We start from the raw sequence: 19,819 nt of genomic DNA, 5'->3' as shown, positions 1-19,819 counted from the left end.
TCCTTGAAAGGCCTGAAAAATATTTGGATTATTAAATTACTTCTGGAGCAAGAGATACGATTTTCATAAAGTTATTGTCGCGCAATTCGCGTGCCACAGGTCCAAAAATACGAGTTCCGCGAGGGCTCTTGTCATCACGAATAATGACACAAGCATTTTCATCAAAACGGATGTAGGAACCGTCAGAACGGCGAACACCGCGTTTTGTACGCACAATTACCGCTTTTACAACGTCGCCTTTTTTGACAACGCCTCCTGGTGTTGCTTGTTTAACCGTACACACAATCACATCACCAATATTAGCGGTTTTGCGTCCGGAACCACCTAAAACTTTGATCGTAAGAACTTCGCGAGCTCCAGAGTTGTCAGCAACTTTTAATCTGGATTCTTGTTGGATCATTTGTGTAACCTCCCTTCGGAATGAGCATCAATCCGAACAAATTAATTAAATGATAACAGCTTTTTCAACAATTTCCACTAAGCGGAAACGTTTCGTAGCAGAGAGCGGGCGAGTCTCCATAATACGAACAATATCGCCTACTTTTGCTTCATTTAATTCATCATGAGCTTTATATTTTTTCGAGTATTTAACCCGTTTCCCGTAAAGTGAATGTTTTTTGTATGTTTCCACCAAAACGGTAATAGTTTTATCCATTTTGTCAGAAACAACGCGTCCAGTATAAACTTTTCGGTTATTACGTTCGCTCATTAGGCAAACCTCCTTTCAATTATCGATTGTTAACACCGATCTCTCTTTCGCGAATAACAGTTTTCATACGAGCGATCGCTTTACGTACTTCACGAATACGAGCAGTATTTTCAAGCTGACCAGTCGCTAATTGAAAGCGAAGGTTAAAGAGCTCTTCTTTTAAAGACTTGATTTTTTGTTCAATTTCGGCAGTGGTAAGTTCACGGATTTCATTAGCCTTCATTTGATTCACCACCAATTTCTTCACGTTTTACAATCTTGCACTTAATCGGCAGTTTGTGAGATGCAAGACGAAGCGCTTCGCGTGCAACTTCTTCTGATACACCGGCAATTTCAAACATGATTTTGCCTGGTTTTACAACAGCTACCCATCCTTCAGGAGCCCCTTTACCGGAACCCATCCGTACTTCCAACGGTTTAGCCGTATACGGTTTATGAGGGAAGATCTTAATCCAAACTTTACCGCCACGTTTAGTATAACGAGTCATCGCAATACGGGCAGCTTCGATTTGACGGTTTGTGATCCAAGCCGATTCAAGAGCTTGAAGGCCGAATTCTCCGAATGAAACTTCTGTACCGCCTTTTGCTCGTCCGCGCATTTTTCCGCGATGTTCACGGCGATATTTAACACGTTTTGGCATTAACATATTAATTTCCTCCTTCCTCAGATTTCTTCTTAGCAGGAAGGACTTCTCCACGATAAATCCATACTTTCACGCCGAGTTTTCCATAAGTTGTATCAGCTTCTGCATGTGCATAATCAATGTCAGCGCGAAGAGTATGAAGAGGAACAGTTCCTTCACTGTAATGTTCAGAACGAGCAATATCAGCCCCGCCTAAACGTCCTGAAACCATTGTTCTGATTCCTTTAGCGCCTGCACGCATAGCACGACTGATTGCTTGTTTTTGTGCACGACGGAAAGATACACGGTTTTCAAGTTGACGAGCGATGTTTTCTGCAACTAATTTAGCGTCTAAATCAGCTTTCTTAATTTCGACAATGTTGATGTGAACTCGTTTTCCGGTTAAATCGTTTAAAGCTTTGCGGAGAGCTTCAACTTCAGTACCGCCTTTACCAATAACCATTCCAGGTTTTGCAGTATGAATCGTGATGTTGATACGGTTTGCCGCACGTTCGATTTCCACACGGGAAACGGATGCATCTTCTAGGCGTTTTGCAATATATTCACGAATTTTTAAGTCTTCGTGTAAAAGGTCTGCGTAATCTTTTTCTGCGTACCATTTCGAATCCCAATCACGGATTACACCAATACGCAAACCGTTAGGATGTACTTTTTGACCCACGAATTATCCCTCCTTTTTTTCTGATACCACGATCGTAATGTGGCTTGTGCGTTTATTAATTTGGCTAGCTCTTCCCATAGCGCGAGGACGAAATCTTTTTAAAGTCGGACCTTCATCCACATAGGCTTCAGAAACCACAAGATTGTTTACGTCCATGTCATAGTTATGTTCTGCATTCGCAACAGCAGATTTTAATACTTTTTCAACGATAGGAGATGCTGCTTTTGGAGTAAGACGTAAAATCGCAACAGCTTCACCTACTTGCTTTCCTCGGATCAAATCAACCACTAAGCGAGCTTTACGAGGAGCAATTCGAACTGTTTTTGCAACAGCTTTAGCTTGCATTAGGATAACCTCCCCTCATTAACGTCTTGTTTTCTTGTCGTCACCGGCATGGCCTCTGAAAGTACGAGTTGGTGCAAATTCTCCCAACTTATGGCCTACCATATCTTCAGTAATGTATACAGGCACATGTTTACGGCCATCGTAAACAGCAATTGTATGTCCGATAAAAGATGGAAAAATCGTTGAACGACGAGACCAAGTTTTAATTACTTGCTTCTTATCACTTTCATTCAATTTTTCAATCTTTTTCATTAAATGGTCATCAACAAATGGTCCTTTTTTCAAGCTGCGACCCATATTGGTACCTCCCTTCTTGATTGTTCTACGGCTCTTAAATCGAACCGTAGTGCAATCTTATTATTTTTTGCGGCTGCGTACGATAAATTTATCGCCTTTATGGTTTTTCTTGCGAGTTTTATATCCAAGAGTCGGTTTACCCCATGGCGTAACAGGAGTTTTACGTCCAATTGGAGCACGTCCTTCCCCACCACCGTGTGGATGGTCGTTCGGGTTCATAACAGATCCGCGAACAGTTGGGCGTTTACCAAGCCAACGAGAACGTCCGGCTTTTCCGATATTAATTAATTCATGTTGTTCGTTACCAACTTGGCCGATTGTAGCACGGCAAGCAGCTAAAATCATTCTTACTTCACCGGAAGTCAAACGAACAAGTACATATTTTCCTTCTTTCCCAAGTACTTGCGCAGATGTTCCGGCAGAACGAACTAATTGTCCACCTTTACCTGGTTTTAATTCAATATTGTGAATGATTGTACCAACTGGGATATTAGCAAGCGGCAATGCATTTCCGACTTTAATATCCGCTTCAGGTCCAGACATTACTTCCATGCCGACCTTTAAATTTTTAGGAGCTAAGATATAACGTTTTTCTCCATCTACATAGTTGATTAAAGCAATATTGGCGGAGCGGTTTGGATCATATTCGATCGTAGCAACGCGTCCTGGTATGCCATCTTTATCGCGTTTAAAATCGATAATGCGGTATTGGCGCTTATGACCGCCGCCTTGATGACGAACAGTAATTTTTCCTTGGTTGTTGCGGCCGCCTTTTTTATTTAAAGGCGCGAGCAAGGATTTTTCTGGGGTATCAGTCGTAATTTCAGCAAAATCAGATACCGTCATGCCGCGACGACCGTTGCTGGTTGGTTTATACTTTTTGATCGCCATTCTTGATTCCCTCCTCTTCTGCTAAATTAAGCTTCAAATAATTCGATTTCTTTACTATCAGGAGTTAATGTAACAATCGCTTTGCGACGTTTGTTTGTATATCCAGCGAAACGTCCCATGCGTTTGAATTTTCCTTTATAGTTCATAATGTTGACTTTTGCTACCTTCACGTCGAAAATTTCTTCGACAGCTTGTTTCACTTGAGTTTTGTTCGCTTTTACGTCAACTTCAAAAGTATATTTCTTTTCGGCAGTTTGTTCCATTGAACGTTCAGTAATAACGGGGCGCTTAATAATATCACGAGCATCCATTATGCAAGCACCTCCTCTACTTTTTCAACGGCAGATTTCGTCATGATTAATTTGTCATGACCAAGTACGTCCAATACATTGATGCCGTTCGTATCAATGACAGTCACACCAGGAATGTTGCGAGCTGACAGAACCACGTTTTCGTTGGAACCGTCCGTTACAACAAGTGCTTTAGTATCTACGGAAAGGTTTTTAAGAACTTTAGTGAATTCTTTTGTTTTTGGAACATCGAAATTCAATGCATCCACTACTACGATGTTATTTTCATTCACTTTAGAAGAAAGTGCAGATTTGATAGCCAAACGGCGAACTTTCTTCGGAAGTTTATAGCTGTAGCTGCGTGGTGTTGGTCCAAATACGGTACCACCTCCGCGCCATTGTGGTGCACGAATCGAACCTTGACGAGCGCGACCGGTTCCTTTTTGACGCCATGGTTTGCGTCCTCCACCGCTAACTTCGGAGCGATTTTTCACTTTATGTGTGCCTTGGCGCAATGAAGCTCTTTGCATTACGACCGCTTCATGCAATACATGTTCATTTGGTGTAATACCAAAGATGGAATCATTTAATTCGATATCTCCTACTTTAGTTCCGCTTTGATTGTATAAAGCTACTTTTGGCATTCCTGTTTCCTCCTTTCTTTCGTCAGATTTTATAATGATTTAACCGCAGTTTGGATTTTTACTAACGATTTTTTCGGTCCAGGAACATTGCCTTTAATAAGGATCACATTACGTTCAGGATCCACTTTTACGATTTCAAGATTTTGAATCGTTACTTGTTCTCCGCCCATGCGTCCAGGAAGTTCTTTTGATTTAAATACTCTGTTCGGAGCAATTGGACCCATCGAACCAGGGCGACGATGATAACGAGAACCGTGAGCCATTGGACCGCGAGATTGTCCGTGGCGTTTAATAGCCCCTTGGAATCCTTTTCCTTTAGTTACTCCTGTAACATCTACTACATCGCCTTCAGCGAAAATATCAACTTTGACTTCTTGACCAACTTCATATTGGCTGAGATCAACCCCGCGAATTTCACGAATGAAGCGCTTAGGAGCAGTGTTTGCTTTTGCAGCATGGCCTTTTTGCGGTTTGTTAGCTAATTTTTCGCGTAGATCTTCAAATCCTAATTGAATAGCTTCGTAACCGTCCGTTTCAACTGTTTTCTTTTGCAACACAACATTCGGAGTTGCTTCAATAACAGTTACCGGAATTAAATCACCATTTTCTGCAAACACTTGCGTCATGCCAATTTTTCTTCCTAAGATTCCTTTTTTGGTCATCAGTCACACCTCCTAATAATGATCTGCTTTATCTTTACAATTTAATTTCAATGTCAACACCAGATGGAAGGTCTAATCTCATAAGTGAATCAACCGTTTGTGGTGTTGGATTCACGATATCAATCAGACGCTTATGAGTGCGCATTTCAAATTGTTCACGAGAATCCTTATATTTGTGCACAGCACGAAGAATTGTATAAACCGATTTTTCCGTTGGCAACGGAATCGGACCAGATACTGCAGCGCCAGAGCGTTTCGCAGTTTCCACAATCTTTTCAGCAGATTGATCTAAAATTCTGTGATCATAAGCTTTTAAACGAATGCGAATCTTTTGTTTTGCCATTATTTTCCCTCCTTCTCCGCCTATTTTCAAATAGACATTCTCCATGGAAATTTCCTCACACACTCGCCATGGCAAAGCGGCCGGGTGTGTCAGCAACCTTCCACTTCATCACAGTCAAAAACCAACATTGTCTATTATACATAAAAAATGGTGCAAATGCAACACTATTTAAACAGACAATAGAAATAGCCTCCACTATTATACTGGGGTATTGCCGCAAATTCAAGATGGTGGATAATCAATGGCCGCAGATTAACTTGTAAGGATAAAAACGATGAAACAAAAAAAGCAACAGCACGACATTAGTCGTGCTGTCAGAGTGTAGACAAAAGGCATCCGAATGTGCGCTTTCGGATGCCTTTTGTCACTTTTATGCTTTCAAATGTTTGGAATAGACCCCTCCAGGGGTCTATTTTATGTTATTGCTGGACTTTTCCATGTCCAGCAAGCCATCTTTTTCAAATTCATTGCAGCAAAAGTTAGCATCGCCTGCATGGACAATTTTTTTAGACCTCTTAAGGTTGTCCAACGCATACCATGCTTTTCCTTTGCATCAGCAAAAACACGTTCAATGGTTTCTTTCCGTCTTGCATAAATGCTCTTATTCTCTTGTGTATGCCGAAGATGATCAGCTTCCTCTAAATAAAATTCCCATACATGTCGCTGAATCAGTTTTTTATGCTCCTTACTTTGGGTGCACTTCGAGAGGAATGGACAATCTTTACACTGGACTGGATCAGAAAAATATTGACGATAGCCTTCCTTCGTCGTAGTTGCATATTTTAACACTTGTCCTTGCGGACAAAGATAACAATCGTAGTATTCATCGTAAACATACTCATGTTTTTTGAAATAACCATCCTTTGTACGAGGGCGAGTATAAGGTAAAGCAGGGGTCATATCATTTTCAAATATGTATTGGGCAACGGCGGGAGTTTTATATCCAGCGTCAGCAGCAACTACAACCGGTTTTCCATGTTTTTCTATGACTTTTTCAAGAAGTGGCTCCAATACGGAACTGTCATGAATATTCCCTGGCGTTACAATAGCCCCCAAAACAAAGCCATTTCGATCCGCAGCAGCATGGAATGAGTAAGCAAACTGTTTTGTTCGCTCGTCTTTTACGTAGTAACCACTTTCCGGATCAGTGGTACTTTCTTTTATTTCTTTATATTCTTCTTTCCCAAATTTATCTGGAGGAAATGGCTTTTTTCCATGTGCTTCTCGATCAGCATTTATCTCATCTTGTAGACGTGCTTGATAGGCTTTCGTTTCTTTTCGAACCACTTTCTTCACAAATTTATGCTTATTCGCACTCGCTTTGACATGAGTAGAATCAATAAAGACATGCTCACTGCTTATCAGCTTCTTATCTGCAGCTTCTTTCAAAATGCGATAGAATATCTGTTCAAATAAGTCTGTATCCTTAAAGCGTCGCTCGTAGTTTTTCCCAAACGTTGAAAAGTGAGGTACCTTATCATAAAAACCAAATCCAAGAAACCAACGGTAAGCCAGATTCGTTTCGATTTCCTCTATAGTTTTTCGCATGGAACGAATACCGAAGGTATATTGGATGAAAGCCATTTTAATCAATACAACTGGATCAATACTTGGTCGACCTCTTTCCGATGAATACATGTCTTGAACAAGCGAATAGATAAATGAAAAATCAATAGCAGCGTCGATTTTACGAACCAAATGATCTGCAGGTACAAGTTGGTCTAAAGCTATCATTTCTATTTGATCACGATTCATCTGTGTATTTTTTGTTAGCACTTCATCCACCTCAATTCATTACGGTATCTTAATTATACAAAAAAAGACTGTCGGCAAATCCGGTTTTTTCGGATTTGTCGACAGTCTGACAGCACGACATTAGTCGTGCTGTTGCTTCATATTATAAATACTAACTGACTATCGATTATTCAATGACACTAGATACAGAACCAGCGCCTACTGTACGTCCGCCTTCACGGATAGAGAATTTTGTTCCTTCTTCAATAGCGATTGGCGCAATCAATTCTACTGTCATTTCAACGTTATCACCAGGCATAACCATTTCTACGCCTTCTGGAAGAGTGATAATTCCCGTTACGTCAGTAGTACGGAAATAGAATTGAGGGCGATAGTTTGAGAAGAATGGAGTATGACGTCCACCTTCTTCTTTAGACAAAACATATACTTGCGCTTTAAATTTTGTATGAGGAGTAATGGTTCCTGGTTTTGCTAATACTTGACCGCGTTGAACTTCTTCACGGGAAATACCACGAAGAAGGGCACCGATGTTGTCACCAGCTTCTGCATAGTCAAGAATTTTACGGAACATTTCAACCCCAGTAACAGTCGTTTTCTTAAGTTCATCAGATAAACCGATAATTTCTACTTCGTCTCCGATTTTCAATTGACCGCGTTCTACACGACCAGTTGCAACAGTACCGCGTCCAGTGATAGAGAACACGTCTTCTACTGGCATCATGAACGGTTTGTCAACTTCACGTTCTGGAGTTGGGATGTATTCGTCTACTGCATCCATTAATTCAATAATTTTGCTTTCCCATTCAGGATCTCCTTCTAAAGCTTTAAGAGCAGATCCTTTGATGACAGGAATGTCGTCACCAGGGAATTCATATTCAGAAAGAAGATCGCGAACTTCCATTTCAACTAATTCAAGTAATTCTTCGTCGTCAACCATGTCGCATTTATTTAAGAATACAACGATGTAAGGAACACCTACTTGACGAGAAAGAAGAATGTGTTCGCGAGTTTGAGGCATAGGACCATCAGCTGCAGATACAACAAGGATAGCTCCATCCATTTGTGCTGCACCAGTGATCATGTTTTTAACATAGTCAGCATGTCCTGGACAGTCAACGTGCGCATAGTGGCGTTTGTCTGTTTCATATTCAACGTGTGCAGTAGAAATAGTAATACCGCGTTCACGTTCTTCAGGAGCACCGTCGATTTGATCATATGCGCGAGCTTCTGCTTTACCTTGTTTAGCAAGAACAGTGGTAATAGCAGCAGTCAAAGTTGTTTTACCATGGTCAACGTGACCGATTGTACCAATATTAACGTGTGGTTTTGAGCGATCGTATTTTGCTTTACCCATTAGGGAATCCTCCTTTTACAAAATAAGGTTAAGTATATATATGGGGCTTTGAAGATAGAAGTGTCCCTATCTTCAAAGATACCATAACTTACAATGTTATTTATACTTTATTGCTCACTATAAATCAATTATTCGCCTTTATTTTTTTTAATAATTTCTTCAGCGATGCTCTTCGGAACTTCTTCGTAATGATCGAAGTGCATAGTGTATGTTCCGCGGCCTTGAGTGTTGGAACGCAAGGATGTTGCGTAACCAAACATTTCAGCGAGCGGTACAAACGCTTTTACAACTTGAGCATTTCCGCGAGCTTCCATGCCTTCCACTCTTCCGCGTCTGGAAGTAACATCGCCCATGATATCTCCTAAATATTCTTCAGGAATAACAATTTCTACTTTCATGATTGGTTCAAGAAGAACCGGATCACATTTCGAAGCAGCGTTCTTCAACGCCATAGACGCCGCAATTTTGAACGCCATTTCACTGGAGTCGACATCATGGTAAGAACCATCAAAGAGTTTTGCTTTGATGTCAATTAAAGGATAACCAGCTAAAACACCGTTTTGCATAGCGTCTTCCAAACCAGCTTGTACAGCTGGGATATATTCACGAGGAACAACTCCTCCGACAATCGCATTTTCGAACTCGAAACCTTTTCCTTCTTCATTTGGCGAAAATTCGATCCAAACATGTCCGTATTGACCACGACCACCGGATTGACGAACGAATTTTCCTTCCACTTGAGCAGATTTACGGAACGTTTCGCGATAAGCAACTTGAGGAGCACCTACATTCGCTTCTACTTTGAATTCCCGTTTCATACGGTCGACGATAATATCAAGATGAAGTTCTCCCATACCTGCGATAATGGTTTGACCTGTTTCCGTATCAGTATGGGCATGGAATGTTGGGTCCTCTTCTTGAAGCTTGCTTAATGCGATGGACATTTTATCTTGGTCGGCTTTTGATTTCGGCTCAATAGCAACCTTAATAACCGGATCCGGGAATTCCATGGATTCCAAAATAATTGGGTTCTTTTCATCACATAGAGTATCTCCAGTTCCAGTATCTTTTAAACCAACAGCCGCTGCAATATCTCCCGCATAAACGGTTGAGATTTCTTGGCGGTGGTTAGCGTGCATTTGAAGAACACGTCCAACGCGTTCACGTTTATTTTTCGTCGAGTTCAATACATAAGAACCAGAGTTCAACGTTCCAGAATAAACACGGAAGAACGTTAATTTACCAACATAAGGGTCAGTCATTACTTTAAACGCCAAAGCAGAGAATGGTTCGTCATCGCTTGCATGGCGTTCTTCTTCTTCGTCTGTATTCGGGATCGTTCCTTTAATAGATGGAATATCCACTGGAGACGGAAGATAATCGATCACACCGTCCAGCATTAGCTGAACACCTTTGTTTTTAAAAGCAGAACCACAGAACACAGGGAAGAATTCAACATTGACTGTTGCTTTTCGAATAGCTGCTTTTAATTCTTCGTTTGTAATTTCTTCACCTTCAAGGTATTTCATCATTAAGTCTTCATCCAGTTCCGCAACAGCTTCGATTAGTTTGTTACGATATTCTTCTGCTTGTTCTTTGTAGTCATCTGGAATTTCACGTTCTTCGATACTAGAACCTAAATCGTCAGCATAATAGTATGCTTTCATTTCAATCAGGTCAATAATCGCTTCAAATTGATCTTCCGCACCAATTGGAAGTTGGACAGGATGCGCATTTGCTTGAAGACGCTCATGAAGCGTTTTAACAGAATATAAAAAGTCTGCTCCGATTTTGTCCATTTTATTGACAAACACAATACGGGGAACTCCGTATGTAGTAGCTTGGCGCCAAACAGTCTCTGTTTGCGGTTCAACCCCGGATTGGGCATCAAGAACAGCTACGGCACCGTCAAGTACGCGCAAGGAACGTTCAACTTCTACAGTAAAATCCACGTGCCCAGGAGTATCGATGATATTAATACGATGACCTTTCCATTGAGCAGTCGTAGCGGCAGAAGTGATCGTAATACCGCGTTCTTGTTCTTGCTCCATCCAGTCCATTTGGGATGCACCTTCATGGGTTTCCCCAATTTTATGAATGCGTCCCGTATAGAAAAGAATACGCTCAGTTGTTGTTGTTTTACCGGCGTCAATGTGAGCCATGATACCGATATTGCGAGTCTTTTCTAAGGAGAACTCTCTTGGCATGTTGTCTTTCTCCTTCCTTCACAAAATAATAAAATAAATCCCGCTAGCAATCTCCCGATCATCTCGTAAGTTTCAAGGAGATTCAGAACAAAAATTCAGGTCCAACACCCTTATCCATCATAAGGGGATAAATAAATCCCCTCTGACGAAATTTCAAGAAACAGCAAGTGTCGGTCCATTCTTACCAACGATAATGTGCAAAAGCTTTGTTAGCTTCAGCCATTTTGTGAGTATCTTCGCGTTTTTTCACTGCTGCACCTGTGTTGTTGGCAGCATCCATAATTTCGTTGGCTAAACGTTCTTCCATTGTTTTTTCACCACGAAGACGAGCATAGTTCACTAACCAACGAAGTCCTAAAGTGGTGCGACGTTCTGGACGAACTTCAACCGGAACTTGATAGTTGGCTCCACCAACACGACGTGCTCTTACTTCTAATACAGGCATGATATTTTTAAGTGCTTGATCAAACACTTCCATAGGATCTTTGCCTGTACGTTCACGAATGATATCAAATGCAGAGTAAAGAATTTTTTGCGCTTTTCCTCTTTTTCCGTCGATCATAATTTTATTGATCAAACGAGTGACTAGCTTTGAATTGTAAATGGGATCTGGCAAAACGTCTCTTTTTGCCACTGGTCCTTTACGAGGCATATGATTTCCTCCTTTCGATACTGATTATTTGTGCATTATTTTTTCTCTTTTGGTTTTTTCGTACCGTATTTTGAGCGGCCTTGTTTGCGGTTTTCAACACCCGCAGTATCTAATGCTCCACGAATAATATGATAACGAACCCCTGGTAAGTCTTTTACACGTCCTCCACGAATGAGCACAACGCTGTGTTCTTGGAGGTTATGTCCGATACCAGGAATATAAGCAGTAACCTCAATACCGTTTGACAGACGAACACGAGCGTATTTACGCAATGCAGAGTTCGGTTTTTTCGGAGTCATTGTACCAACACGTGTACATACTCCGCGCTTTTGAGGCGAAAATACATCTGTTTGTACTTTCTTAAAGCTGTTTAATCCTTTATTAAGCGCCGGAGATTTAGATTTAGTTATTTTAGATTTACGAGGTTTGCGTACTAATTGGTTAATTGTAGGCATGAAATTTTCCTCCCTTCGTTTTTGTTTAAGCCCACACATCCAGGTGGTTCATTTTTTGGCAAAAACAAAGTTTTTGTAGTCATCTACAAAAACGCTATTCATTGACAATAGCAACAGCCGCTGCACCAACATCGATCCCACAAGCTTTTCCGAGCTTTTTCATCGAACTGACATAAGTAATAGGTACATTCGATTGTTTCGCTTCTTGAATCACTGCTTCGACGACTCTGCTATCAGCGTCGGAAGCAACGACTACTTCTAGGGCACGATTATTCTTGATGGCTTTTGCTGTTTGTTTTGTTCCTATAATCACTTTTTTTGCCTGTGCTACTTTTTCATAAGACATATTGAAACATCCTCCAAAGTAACAAGGTATAGATAGGAGCACCTTGAATATAATAACACTTTCAATTTTTAATGTCAACGTCAGAATGAAAATTTTCATCCGGCACCGGTGAAGACCGGCGCCGGATAGGTGATTAATTTTGTGCTACAGGCTGTTCCTCTTTTTCTTTAGCTTTTTTTGTAACAACCGGTTCTGATTTGCGATAACGCTGCATTCCCGTACCTGCTGGAACAAGCTTACCAATGATGACATTTTCTTTCAATCCAAGCAATTCGTCCCGTTTGCCCTTGATGGCAGCATCTGTCAACACGCGAGTTGTTTCTTGGAACGAAGCTGCGGATAAGAAAGATTCTGTTTCCAAAGATGCTTTTGTGATTCCTAACAGCACCGGACGACCGGTTGCAGGGGTCTTACCTTCCAATAATACTTTTCGGTTTGCTTCTTTAAATTGATGTATATCCAGTAATGAACCTGGAAGTACATCGGTATCACCGGCATCAATGACACGTACTTTCCGAAGCATTTGTCTTACCATAACTTCAATGTGTTTATCGCCGATTTCAACCCCTTGCATACGATAAACTTTTTGAACTTCTTTCAACAGATATTCTTGAACCGCGGACACATCGCGAACTTTGAGCAATTCTTTCGGATCGATGGATCCTTCCGTGATTTCCTGTCCACGTTCTACTTTATCATTCACACTTACTTTTAATCTTGCGGTGTAAGGAGCTGTATAAGTTCGAGTTTCAACTTCGCCTTGAACCACTATTTCGTATTGACGATCTCGACCTTCGTTAATCGCTGTAACGACACCGTCAATTTCAGAAATAACCGCTTGCCCTTTCGGATTACGGGCTTCAAACAACTCTTGGACACGTGGCAAACCTTGCGTGATGTCGTCTCCTGCTACACCACCTGTATGGAATGTACGCATTGTTAATTGCGTACCAGGTTCCCCGATGGATTGAGCAGCGATAATACCGACAGCTTCGCCGACTTCCACTTCCTGTCCAGTCGCCAAGTTGCTTCCGTAACATTTTTTACATACGCCATGGCGTGTGTTGCAAGTGAAGGCAGAACGGATCCAAACTTGTTCAATTCCAGCATCCACAATCGCTTTTGCTGTATCTTCTGTAATCAATTCGTTTTCGCGAACAAGAATTTCTCCTGTTTCCGGATGTTTCACCGTTTTTCTGGAGTAGCGGCCAACAAGACGTTCTTCTAAAGGTTCGATTACTTCTGTACCATCTTTGATCGAAGAAATTAACAAACCGCGATCCGTTCCGCAATCTTCTTCCCGGACAATGACATCTTGCGCAACGTCGACCAAACGTCGTGTTAAATAACCAGAGTCGGCAGTTTTCAACGCCGTATCAGCAAGACCTTTACGAGCACCGTGAGTGGAAATGAAGTATTCGAGTACGGTTAAACCTTCACGAAAGCTGGATTTAATCGGCAATTCAATAATCCGGCCAGCCGGGTTTGCCATTAAACCGCGCATACCAGCTAACTGCGTAAAGTTCGAAGCATTACCACGGGCACCGGAATCACTCATCATGAAGATTGGGTTTGTTCTATCTAAGTGTTCCATCAATCTGCCTTGGATTTGATCTTTGGCAGCACTCCATATGGAAATAACCCGATCATATCGTTCATCTTCTGTAATAAGACCTCGTTTGAATTGTTTCATGACCGTATCGACCTTAGCTTGAGCTTCTTGCAAAATTTGCGGTTTTTCAGCCAATACGACGATGTCGGCAATACCGATCGTAATTCCTGCTTTTGTAGAATATTTGAAACCGAGGTCTTTCATCCGGTCAAGCATCTTCGAAGTTTCCGTGATTTTGAAACGTTTAAACACTTCCGCAATGATGCTTCCCAAGATTTTTTTCTTAAACGGTTGGATAAGCGGTTGTTTTTTAATATGTTCTTTCACATCCACCGTTGGATCCACAAAATATTTTTCCGGCGTTTTACCTTCCAAATTTTCTTTTGTTGGCTCATTAATGTATGGGAATGTGTTTGGCAAAATTTCGTTGAAAATAAGTTTTCCTACAGTCGTAATCAATAATTGTTTATTTTGTTTTTCTGTAAAGGTTTGGTTATGAAGCGAACCGGCATGAACCGCAATACGAGAGTGCAAATGAACATAGCCATTTTGATAAGCGATCAAAGCTTCGTTCGCATCTTTGAAGACCATTCCTTCTCCGACTGCATTTTCTCGTTCAAGCGTTAAATAATAGTTACCAAGCACCATATCTTGAGATGGCGTTACGACTGGTTTACCATCTTTAGGGTTCAAGATGTTTTGAGCAGCCAACATCAACATCCGGGCTTCTGCTTGTGCTTCTGCAGACAAAGGAACGTGAACAGCCATTTGGTCTCCATCGAAGTCCGCATTATAAGCTGTACAAACAAGCGGATGAAGACGAATGGCGCGACCTTCTACCAATGTTGGTTCAAACGCTTGAATTCCTAAACGGTGAAGCGTTGGGGCACGGTTCAGCAATACAGGATGTTCTTTAATGACTTCTTCTAGTACATCCCATACTTCTGGTTGAACTCGTTCAATTTTTCTTTTAGCGCTTTTAATGTTGTGCGCTAATCCTTTTTCAACAAGCTCTTTCATTACAAAAGGCTTAAAGAGTTCAAGCGCCATTTCTTTCGGCAGTCCGCATTGATACATTTTTAAGTTCGGACCTACAACAATAACAGAACGACCAGAATAGTCAACACGTTTTCCTAGCAAGTTTTGACGGAAACGACCTTGTTTCCCTTTCAGCATATGAGAAAGAGATTTGAGCGGGCGATTTCCAGGTCCAGTTACAGGTCGACCGCGACGTCCGTTATCGATAAGAGCATCGACTGCTTCTTGCAGCATTCTTTTTTCATTTTGAACAATAATATTAGGAGCACCTAAATCTAAAAGACGTTTTAACCGATTGTTTCTGTTGATAACCCGCCGGTACAGATCATTTAAGTCGGAAGTAGCAAAACGTCCTCCGTCAAGTTGAACCATTGGGCGCAGTTCAGGAGGAATAACCGGAAGAACATCTAAAACCATCCATTCCGGTTTATTGCCGGAATTACGGAAAGCTTCCAATACTTCCAATCGTTTAATAGCACGTGTTCTTCTTTGCCCTTGAGCTGTTTTTAATTCTTCTTTTAATGTTTCTACTTCTTTATCCAAGTCGATGTCTTGTAAAAGCTTTTTAATAGCTTCTGCACCCATTGATGCTTGGAATTTATTTCCGTATTTTTCTCTATACGTACGGTATTCTTTTTCAGAGAGGAGTTGTTTTTTCTCTAATGTTGTTTCCCCAGGATCCGTCACAACGTAAGAAGCAAAATAAATAACTTCTTCTAGGGCTCTAGGCGACATGTCCAAGACAAGTCCCATGCGGCTTGGAATTCCTTTGAAATACCAAATGTGGGACACTGGCGCAGCCAATTCAATATGGCCCATTCTTTCCCGACGAACTTTCGATTTAGTGACTTCCACACCGCAACGATCACATACAACACCTTTATATCTCACTCTTTTATATTTTCCGCAATGGCATTCCCAGTCTTTTGTTGGACCGAAAATACGTTCACAGAATAAGCCGTCTTTTTCTGGTTTGAGAGTTCGATAGTTAATCGTTTCGGGTTTTTTTACTTCACCGTAAGACCAAGACCGGATTTTATCCGGAGACGCTAGACCGATTTTCATATACTCGAAATTATTTACATCTAGCAAGGGGCCTACCTCCCTTTTTATATAGAGCTTTGCAAGTTTTAAATCGTTCCTCCCTATTTTGTCATCCGGGAGGAACGACCTATCTGCCAAAAATCTTTTCTGAGTCTATAGAACGACCGAGCATCATTCTTTAGTGCCGACTTTTTCCGATTCTTCATTGCCTTCCGTCACAATGTTTAAAGAGTCAACTTGCTGAATATCGTCTTCATCTTCCAGCTCTTTCATTTCAATTTCTTTTTCATCACCTGAAAGAATTTTGACATCTAAACCTAAACTTTGAAGTTCTTTGATCAATACTTTGAAAGATTCAGGAACTCCCGGTTCAGGAACATTTTCTCCTTTAACAATAGCTTCGTATGTTTTTACACGGCCGACTACATCGTCGGATTTCACCGTGAGGATTTCTTGTAGCGTATAAGCTGCACCATATGCTTCCAGCGCCCACACTTCCATTTCTCCAAAGCGTTGCCCACCAAACTGTGCTTTCCCACCAAGTGGTTGTTGGGTGACGAGTGAGTATGGTCCTGTTGAACGAGCGTGCAGTTTATCATCGACCATGTGAGCCAGTTTGATCATATACATGATACCAACTGATACACGGTTATCGAACGGTTCCCCAGTCCGGCCATCGTAAAGAATGGTTTTGCCATCTCTAGGCATTCCTGCTTCTTCGATCGTTTCCCATACGTCATCTTCACGGGCACCATCAAATACAGGAGTTGCAACATAAATTCCCAATTTTTTGGCAGCCATTCCAAGATGAAGTTCTAACACTTGCCCGATGTTCATCCGTGATGGCACCCCTAATGGGTTAAGCATGATATCGAGAGGGGTTCCGTCCGGTAAAAACGGCATATCTTCCTCAGGCAAAATGCGTGAGATAACCCCTTTGTTACCATGGCGTCCAGCCATTTTGTCTCCTTCATGGATTTTCCGTTTTTGAACGATATAAACACGAACCAACTGATTGACGCCAGGTGGTAGTTCGTCTCCATCTTCACGGTTAAAGACTTTTACATCCAAGACAATTCCGCCGCCGCCATGAGGCACTCTTAAAGAAGTATCTCGGACTTCGCGGGCTTTTTCACCAAAAATGGCGTGCAGCAAACGTTCTTCAGCCGTTAATTCTGTAACGCCTTTAGGAGTTACTTTTCCTACTAGAAGGTCACCGTCTTTTACTTCAGCGCCAATGCGGATAATTCCACGTTCATCTAGATTTTTCAGCGCATCTTCCCCAACGTTCGGAATATCGCGGGTGATTTCTTCCGGTCCAAGTTTTGTATCGCGTGACTCGGATTCATATTCCTCGATGTGGATCGATGTATAAACATCATCTTTTACGAGGCGTTCACTCATGATAATAGCGTCTTCATAGTTATAACCTTCCCAAGTCATAAATCCGACCAAAACATTACGACCTAACGCTAATTCACCTTTATCCATGGACGGACCGTCAGCTAAAATTTCACCTTTTTTCACTCGATCTCCGACTTGGACAATAGGACGTTGGTTGTAGCACATACCTTGGTTAGAACGAACAAATTTCAGAAGACGGTATTTATCCAAGTCGCCTTTTACTTCTTGGCCATCCACTTCTGATACACGACGAACCCAAATTTCTCTTGCCTCTACGTGTTCAACAATACCGTCATGCTTACAGATAACAGCAGCCCCTGAGTCTCTTGCTGAAACATGTTCCATTCCTGTTCCAACAATTGGTGCTTCAGGCTGAATGAGCGGTACTGCTTGACGCTGCATGTTGGCTCCCATTAAAGCACGGTTGGAGTCGTCGTTTTCAAGGAACGGGATACATGCCGTTGCCGCAGACACAACTTGTTTTGGCGAAACATCCATGTAATCAACACGTTCTTTCTTGACGACCGTGTTTTCGCCTCTGATACGCGCAACGACTTCATCATCAACAAACGCTCCATTTTCATCTAAACGGGCATTTGCCTGTGCAACGACATAATTATCTTCTTCATCAGCCGTTAAATAATCAATTTGGTCAGTCACTCTTCCGGTTTCCGGATCTACGCGGCGATACGGAGTTTCAATAAAACCGAAACGATTGACTTTTGCGTAAGTAGAAAGAGAGTTAATCAACCCGATATTCGGACCTTCAGGGGTTTCAATTGGACACATACGACCATAGTGGGAATAGTGAACATCCCGTACTTCAAAGCCCGCACGTTCCCTCGTCAATCCACCTGGTCCCAATGCTGATAAACGACGTTTATGTGTTAATTCTGCAAGAGGGTTGGTTTGATCCATAAATTGAGACAGCTGAGAACTTCCGAAAAATTCTTTGATCGACGCGATGACTGGTCGAATGTTAATTAATTGCTGAGGCGTAATCGTATTGGTATCTTGAATGGACATTCTTTCACGAACAACACGTTCCATTCTCGATAAACCAATGCGGAATTGATTTTGCAGCAATTCACCTACCGAACGCAAGCGACGGTTTCCTAAATGGTCAATATCATCAGTATGTCCCACACCATACAGCAAATTAAAGAAATAACTAATAGATGCAATGATATCAGCTGGAGTGATGTGTTTTACATTCTCATCCGGCACCGCATTGCTGATAATGTTGATTACTTTGTCTTCATCACTGTTGGGGGCATAAACTTTTATGGATTGGACCACGATATCGTCTTCCAAGACACCGCCCGTTTGGCGATAGGTTTTAAAACCAATACCATTTTCGATGTTAGGCAAAATTTTGTCTAAAGTCCGGCGATCTAAAACGGTTCCTTCTTCGGCAATAATTTCTCCCGTCTCAGGATCAACAAGTGTTTCTGCCAGACGTTGACCGAAAATGCGGTTTTTAATATGAAGTTTTTTGTTAATTTTATAGCGTCCTACATTGGCCAAATCATACCGTTTCGGATCGAAAAAGCGGGAAATTAATAAGTTTCTAGCGTTTTCAACCGTCGGCGGTTCGCCCGGACGCAGGCGTTCATATATTTCAATAAGAGCTTTTTCCGTATTGTCTGTATTATCTTTTTCTAATGTATTTCGAAGATATTCGTTGTCACCAAGCAACTCGATGATTTCTTGATCAGAGCCAAAACCAAGAGCCCGTAGAAGAACCGTAACAGGCAGTTTTCTTGTCCGATCAATACGTACATATACGATATCTTTGGCATCTGTTTCGTATTCAAGCCAAGCTCCGCGGTTCGGTATAACAGTTGCTGTAAATCCCTGTTTTCCGTTTTTGTCCATTTTACCGTTGAAGTAAACGCTTGGCGAGCGGACCAATTGGGAAACAATGACCCGTTCAGCACCGTTAATGATAAACGTTCCCGTTTCCGTCATAAGCGGGAAGTCACCCATGAATACTTCTTGATCTTTCACTTCGCCTGTTTCTTTATTGACTAAACGCACCTTTACTCGAAGAGGAGCAGAGTAAGTTGCATCTCGCTGTTTCGCTTCTTCCACCGAATACTTTGGTTCACCGAGACTATAGTCGATAAATTCCAAAGATAAGTTTCCAGTGAAATCCTCGATCGGCGAAATATCCCGGAACATTTCTCTTAGTCCCTCATCAAGAAACCATTGATAAGAGGATGTTTGAATTTCAATAAGATTCGGCAATTCCAAAATTTCTCTAATACGCGCGTAACTTCTACGTTGGCGGTGTCGTCCGTATTGAACTAGTTGACCTGTCAACTGATTCACCCCTCAAATCAAGCGTTTTAGTTGCATCTATCCTTTTATGTCGGGGATAGCCCCTAACAACTAAGGCAAAAAGAAAAAGGTTTTTTCTTAGAAAACCTCAAATTCACAAGAACTAGTTATTATATTATCTTT

At 41.5% G+C, this 19,819-nt stretch carries 20 protein-coding genes; all 20 read right to left on the bottom strand.

Annotation, left to right across the window (positions count from 1 at the left end; translation table 11 throughout):
* Positions 1-31: 31 nt before the first annotated feature.
* Positions 32-400, bottom strand: a complete 369-nt coding sequence (gene rplN, locus NST12_RS00735; protein ID WP_003354770.1) for a 50S ribosomal protein L14 — start codon at positions 398-400, stop codon at positions 32-34.
* Positions 401-445: 45 nt separating this feature from the next.
* On the bottom strand, positions 446-709 hold the full coding sequence (gene rpsQ, locus NST12_RS00730; protein WP_003354771.1) for a 30S ribosomal protein S17: 264 nt from the start codon (positions 707-709) through the stop codon (positions 446-448).
* Between the two features lie 19 nt (positions 710-728).
* Positions 729-932, bottom strand: a complete 204-nt coding sequence (gene rpmC / locus NST12_RS00725) for a 50S ribosomal protein L29 (RefSeq protein ID WP_003354772.1) — start codon at positions 930-932, stop codon at positions 729-731.
* On the bottom strand, positions 922-1,356 hold the full coding sequence (gene rplP, locus NST12_RS00720; RefSeq protein WP_003354774.1) for a 50S ribosomal protein L16: 435 nt from the start codon (positions 1,354-1,356) through the stop codon (positions 922-924). Before rplP ends, rpmC begins: the two co-directional genes overlap by 11 nt.
* Position 1,357: 1 nt before the next feature.
* Entirely contained in the window at positions 1,358-2,014 is a 657-nt protein-coding gene (gene rpsC / locus NST12_RS00715; protein WP_003354776.1) for a 30S ribosomal protein S3, read from the bottom strand.
* A gap of 3 nt (positions 2,015-2,017) precedes the next feature.
* The gene (gene rplV / locus NST12_RS00710) at positions 2,018-2,359 is read right to left on the bottom strand and encodes a 50S ribosomal protein L22 (protein ID WP_048622378.1); all 342 of its coding nucleotides are present in this window, start codon (positions 2,357-2,359) and stop codon (positions 2,018-2,020) included.
* 18 nt (positions 2,360-2,377) lie between these two features.
* Positions 2,378-2,656, bottom strand: a complete 279-nt coding sequence (gene rpsS, locus NST12_RS00705) for a 30S ribosomal protein S19 (RefSeq protein WP_048622377.1) — start codon at positions 2,654-2,656, stop codon at positions 2,378-2,380.
* Between the two features lie 60 nt (positions 2,657-2,716).
* Complete coding sequence (gene rplB / locus NST12_RS00700; protein ID WP_048622376.1) at positions 2,717-3,547, bottom strand: 50S ribosomal protein L2; 831 nt, start codon at positions 3,545-3,547, stop codon at positions 2,717-2,719.
* Between the two features lie 26 nt (positions 3,548-3,573).
* Positions 3,574-3,858 carry a 50S ribosomal protein L23 gene (rplW, locus tag NST12_RS00695; protein ID WP_003354780.1) on the bottom strand — a complete coding sequence of 95 codons (285 nt, stop codon included), beginning with the start codon at positions 3,856-3,858 and terminating at the stop codon, positions 3,574-3,576.
* A complete protein-coding gene (rplD, locus tag NST12_RS00690; protein ID WP_327797716.1) occupies positions 3,858-4,481 on the bottom strand; it encodes a 50S ribosomal protein L4 in 624 nt (207 codons plus the stop codon). Before rplD ends, rplW begins: the two co-directional genes overlap by 1 nt.
* A 29-nt stretch (positions 4,482-4,510) precedes the next feature.
* Positions 4,511-5,143: a 50S ribosomal protein L3 gene (rplC, locus tag NST12_RS00685; protein WP_003354782.1), complete on the bottom strand. Its 633-nt coding sequence runs from the start codon at positions 5,141-5,143 to the stop codon at positions 4,511-4,513.
* A gap of 34 nt (positions 5,144-5,177) precedes the next feature.
* Positions 5,178-5,486, bottom strand: coding sequence for a 30S ribosomal protein S10 (gene rpsJ / locus NST12_RS00680; RefSeq protein ID WP_003354783.1), 309 nt, complete (start codon positions 5,484-5,486; stop codon positions 5,178-5,180).
* A gap of 414 nt (positions 5,487-5,900) precedes the next feature.
* On the bottom strand, positions 5,901-7,262 hold the full coding sequence (locus tag NST12_RS00675) for an IS1182 family transposase (RefSeq protein ID WP_003354354.1): 1,362 nt from the start codon (positions 7,260-7,262) through the stop codon (positions 5,901-5,903).
* 145 nt (positions 7,263-7,407) lie between these two features.
* Positions 7,408-8,595, bottom strand: a complete 1,188-nt coding sequence (gene tuf, locus NST12_RS00670) for an elongation factor Tu (protein WP_048622373.1) — start codon at positions 8,593-8,595, stop codon at positions 7,408-7,410.
* A gap of 128 nt (positions 8,596-8,723) precedes the next feature.
* Positions 8,724-10,802 (bottom strand): elongation factor G, encoded by a 2,079-nt coding sequence (fusA, locus tag NST12_RS00665; RefSeq protein WP_341100029.1) that lies wholly within the window; start codon positions 10,800-10,802, stop codon positions 8,724-8,726.
* Positions 10,803-10,983: 181 nt separating this feature from the next.
* Positions 10,984-11,454: a 30S ribosomal protein S7 gene (rpsG, locus tag NST12_RS00660; protein WP_003354790.1), complete on the bottom strand. Its 471-nt coding sequence runs from the start codon at positions 11,452-11,454 to the stop codon at positions 10,984-10,986.
* 35 nt (positions 11,455-11,489) lie between these two features.
* Positions 11,490-11,909 carry a 30S ribosomal protein S12 gene (rpsL, locus tag NST12_RS00655; protein WP_003354791.1) on the bottom strand — a complete coding sequence of 140 codons (420 nt, stop codon included), beginning with the start codon at positions 11,907-11,909 and terminating at the stop codon, positions 11,490-11,492.
* Between the two features lie 94 nt (positions 11,910-12,003).
* A complete protein-coding gene (locus NST12_RS00650; protein ID WP_003354792.1) occupies positions 12,004-12,255 on the bottom strand; it encodes a 50S ribosomal protein L7ae-like protein in 252 nt (83 codons plus the stop codon).
* Positions 12,256-12,388: 133 nt separating this feature from the next.
* Positions 12,389-15,997, bottom strand: coding sequence for a DNA-directed RNA polymerase subunit beta' (gene rpoC / locus NST12_RS00645; protein WP_341027677.1), 3,609 nt, complete (start codon positions 15,995-15,997; stop codon positions 12,389-12,391).
* 123 nt (positions 15,998-16,120) lie between these two features.
* Positions 16,121-19,678: a DNA-directed RNA polymerase subunit beta gene (gene rpoB, locus NST12_RS00640; RefSeq protein ID WP_048622370.1), complete on the bottom strand. Its 3,558-nt coding sequence runs from the start codon at positions 19,676-19,678 to the stop codon at positions 16,121-16,123.
* Between the last annotated feature and the right edge of the window lie 141 nt (positions 19,679-19,819).

It is taken from the genome of Bacillus sp. FSL W8-1127, assembly GCF_038006725.1.
Taxonomy (GTDB): Bacteria; Bacillota; Bacilli; order Bacillales; family DSM-4216; genus Bacillus_O; species Bacillus_O smithii.
This window is presented reverse-complemented; position numbering and strand designations above follow the sequence as displayed.